The sequence below is a fragment of the Sphingomonas sp. genome, assembly GCF_035490575.1.
In the GTDB taxonomy this organism is placed as follows: Bacteria; Pseudomonadota; Alphaproteobacteria; order Sphingomonadales; family Sphingomonadaceae; genus Sphingomonas.
Genome location: NZ_DATJLI010000053.1, coordinates 1 through 2,638, shown reverse-complemented (window position 1 = coordinate 2,638; position 2,638 = coordinate 1). Strand labels below are relative to the sequence as shown.

5 protein-coding genes are annotated in these 2,638 nt (G+C 67.0%); 3 read left to right on the top strand and 2 right to left on the bottom strand.

Going from position 1 to position 2,638, the window contains the following annotated elements; all coding sequences use genetic code 11:
- From VL973_RS03710 to VL973_RS03700, 3 genes are all read left to right on the top strand, one after another.
- The coding region (locus tag VL973_RS03710; RefSeq protein ID WP_325282682.1) for a WGR domain-containing protein at window positions 1-221 on the top strand (221 nt) is incomplete at its 5' end.
- 39 nt (window positions 222-260) lie between these two features.
- Complete coding sequence (locus tag VL973_RS03705; RefSeq protein ID WP_325282681.1) at window positions 261-710, top strand: antitoxin Xre/MbcA/ParS toxin-binding domain-containing protein; 450 nt, start codon at window positions 261-263, stop codon at window positions 708-710.
- The gene (locus tag VL973_RS03700) at window positions 707-1,177 is read left to right on the top strand and encodes an RES family NAD+ phosphorylase (RefSeq protein WP_325282680.1); all 471 of its coding nucleotides are present in this window, start codon (window positions 707-709) and stop codon (window positions 1,175-1,177) included. Before VL973_RS03705 ends, VL973_RS03700 begins: the two co-directional genes overlap by 4 nt.
- A gap of 64 nt (window positions 1,178-1,241) precedes the next feature.
- On the opposite strand, the gene VL973_RS03695 is transcribed toward VL973_RS03700, so the two are convergent.
- Window positions 1,242-1,988: an HAD-IIB family hydrolase gene (locus VL973_RS03695; RefSeq protein WP_325282679.1), complete on the bottom strand. Its 747-nt coding sequence runs from the start codon at window positions 1,986-1,988 to the stop codon at window positions 1,242-1,244.
- Window positions 1,989-2,123: 135 nt separating this feature from the next.
- Window positions 2,124-2,638, bottom strand: a 515-nt coding sequence (locus VL973_RS03690; protein ID WP_325282678.1) for a Fic family protein, incomplete at its 5' end; no start/stop codon positions are given.

Here is a 2,638-nt window from a genome sequence, read left to right as displayed (position 1 = left end):
CGTGCGACCTGTTCGGGCGCATCGCCATCCGCACCGACTGGGGCCGGATCGGCGCGGGCGGTCGCAGCCTGACGCGCAGCTTCGCCGATGAGGCCAGCGCCGCTGCCTATGTCCGCGCGCTGATCCGCCGCCGGGCGAGGGCAGGGGGGCGGATCGGCACGGCCTATCGACATGTCGGCGTGTCGACATGTGGGGCGGATGCTTGTGCAATATTCAGTTGAGGCGTATATATGCATCATCTGAACCACCGGGAGTATGTGATGGCGACATCCCTTCCTGCCTTTGAAGCCGCCTCGGTCGAGGCGCTGCTGGGCGTGCGGCCGGGGCGGCGGTCGTCGCCGCTGACACTGGCCTATTCGATCCTCGACGGGCTGCCGGTATCGGCGCTCGACCGGCTTGCCGAACTGGTCGCGCCGGGCGACAGCCGCTTCAAGTTCCGCCTGATCCCCAAGGCGACGCTGGAGCGCCGCCGCAAATCCGCCGCGCAGCGCCTGACCAGCGAGGAGGGCGACCGGCTCGCCCGGCTTGCCAAAGTGTTCGGCTTTGCCCTCGACCTGTATGGCGAACCGGACCGCGCGCGCGCGTTCCTGACGCGCCCGCATCCGATGCTCGACGGCAAGCCGCCACTCGACGTCGCGCTGGCAACAGGGCCGGGGGCCGACCTGGTCGTCAATCTGCTGGGGCGGGCGGCTTACGGCGGGGGTGTGTGAGGACCGACCGGGTCCTCAGCGCTTTTCGCATCGGCGATCCGGCGGGCGCGCATCCGATCTTCGATGCGGAGGGTGCGCGGCTTTATCCCGGTCGCTGGAACACGCATGACAGCCCGATCATCTATGCGTCCGAACATTATTCGACCGCGATGCTGGAAAAACTGGTCCATGCGAACGGCGTGCTGCCGCCCAACCAGCATTATATCCGCATCACCCTTCCCAACGGCATAAGCTACGAGACTTTCCAGACCGCCGCGCATCCGGGGTGGGACGCGCGCGACGAACGGCTGTGCAAGGCGTTCGGCCGCCAATGGGTGCACGACCGGCGCAGCGCTGTGCTGATCGTGCCGTCGATCCCGGCGCGGGGGGAGCGCAATTTCCTCATCAACCCGGCGCATCCCGATGCCGCGGCAATCACCCACGACCTGCCCGAGCCGATCTGGTGGGACGACCGCCTGTTCGGCTGATCCGACATGTCGGCGTGTCGACATGTCGGATCGTCGGCAGGGCGGTTGTCGGCAGGGCAGGGGGCTATTTCAGGCAGGCGATGATCGCCGCGATCACTGCCAGCGTTTCCTGCGGATCGCGCACGCGCACCGTGTCCATGCCCATCGCCTTGGCCGGATAATCATTGCCGCCGGGAAAAATCGCGTCGCCGATGAAGATCATGTCGCCGATCGCGATGCCGCTTTCGTCCGACAGCTTGTTAAGGCCGTAAGCCTTGTCGACGCCCTCGCGCGTGATGTCGATCGAGGTCGCGCCGCCCATGTTGATCGACAGGCCGGGCAGGCGGCCGCGCAGTTCGGCCTGGATGATCTTGCGCTTGGCGAAATCGGGGTCCCAATGTTCCTTGGCGTCGATCGGCGCCTGCTGACCCAGTGCCGAAAAGGTGATCTGGCTGCCGCGATCCTCGATCCGCTCGCCCCAGGTCTGTTCGGGGACGAAGCCCGTCGCCACCAGCGCGGCGTCGAATTCGCGCAGGATCCTGGCCCTGGTGTCGTCGTCGAACAATTCGGCATAGACCGGCGACCATGCGCCGTCGCCGTGGCGATACAGCTTGGTGCCCGTCGTCGGCATCAGCCACAACCGGCTGCGGTCGGCATGGTCGGGCAGGCGGCTTGCCACCTGTTTCTCGAACTGCGGCCAGTCCCCGCCCGAGATTACCGCGACATGCGCGACGCCCAGCAATTCGGCCAGCGCATCGCCCATCGGCTCGCCCAGCGGCTGCTTGCTCTCGGCCAGGGTGCCGTCGAGGTCGAAAGCGATCAGTTGCTTCATCGGGTCGCTCCATATGTGACGGCATACATGTCGACATGTATGCCTGTGTGATTGTCGAAGCGCAGGGGCGCGCGCCTTTCCCATCCCAAACCGGCAAATGCCGCGCGGCGCAAGCTCTTTGCGCTGTCCGCGTTGTTACGCGATTGCCATGCTGATGGTGGGCGGCACGAAAGGGGGCGCCGCATCGACCTGCCGGCGCCAGAAGCGGGCGGCGGCCAGCATGAAACCGGCAATGGGCGTCCAGTCGCCATGCAGTTCGGCCTGTCTCAGCCGCACGATATAGCCCCCGCGCGAAAAGACCCCGATCTCGTGCAGCGGCAGATAATAATCGCGCGGCGCATGTGCCGGATCGGCGATCAGGTTGAACGCCAGGCGCGCGGCGCGCCCGTTGCCGTCGGGCAGGGGGTGGCAATTGACGATCGTCAGCGCCGCGACGGTGGCGCGAAAGCTGCGCGCCGCGTTCGCCGACCGGTCGAGAAAATCGTCCAGACGCGCCAGTTGCGGCGCGATATGCTCGGGTCCGGGAAAGACGATGTGCCGGCCCACCGGGTCGGCGTCGGTCGAAATCTGCGCGGTGCGAAAATCGCCGCCGCCGACCAGGTGCCGGGCCGCGGCGCGAACCAGATCGACCATCGGCAGCGACAGCGGCC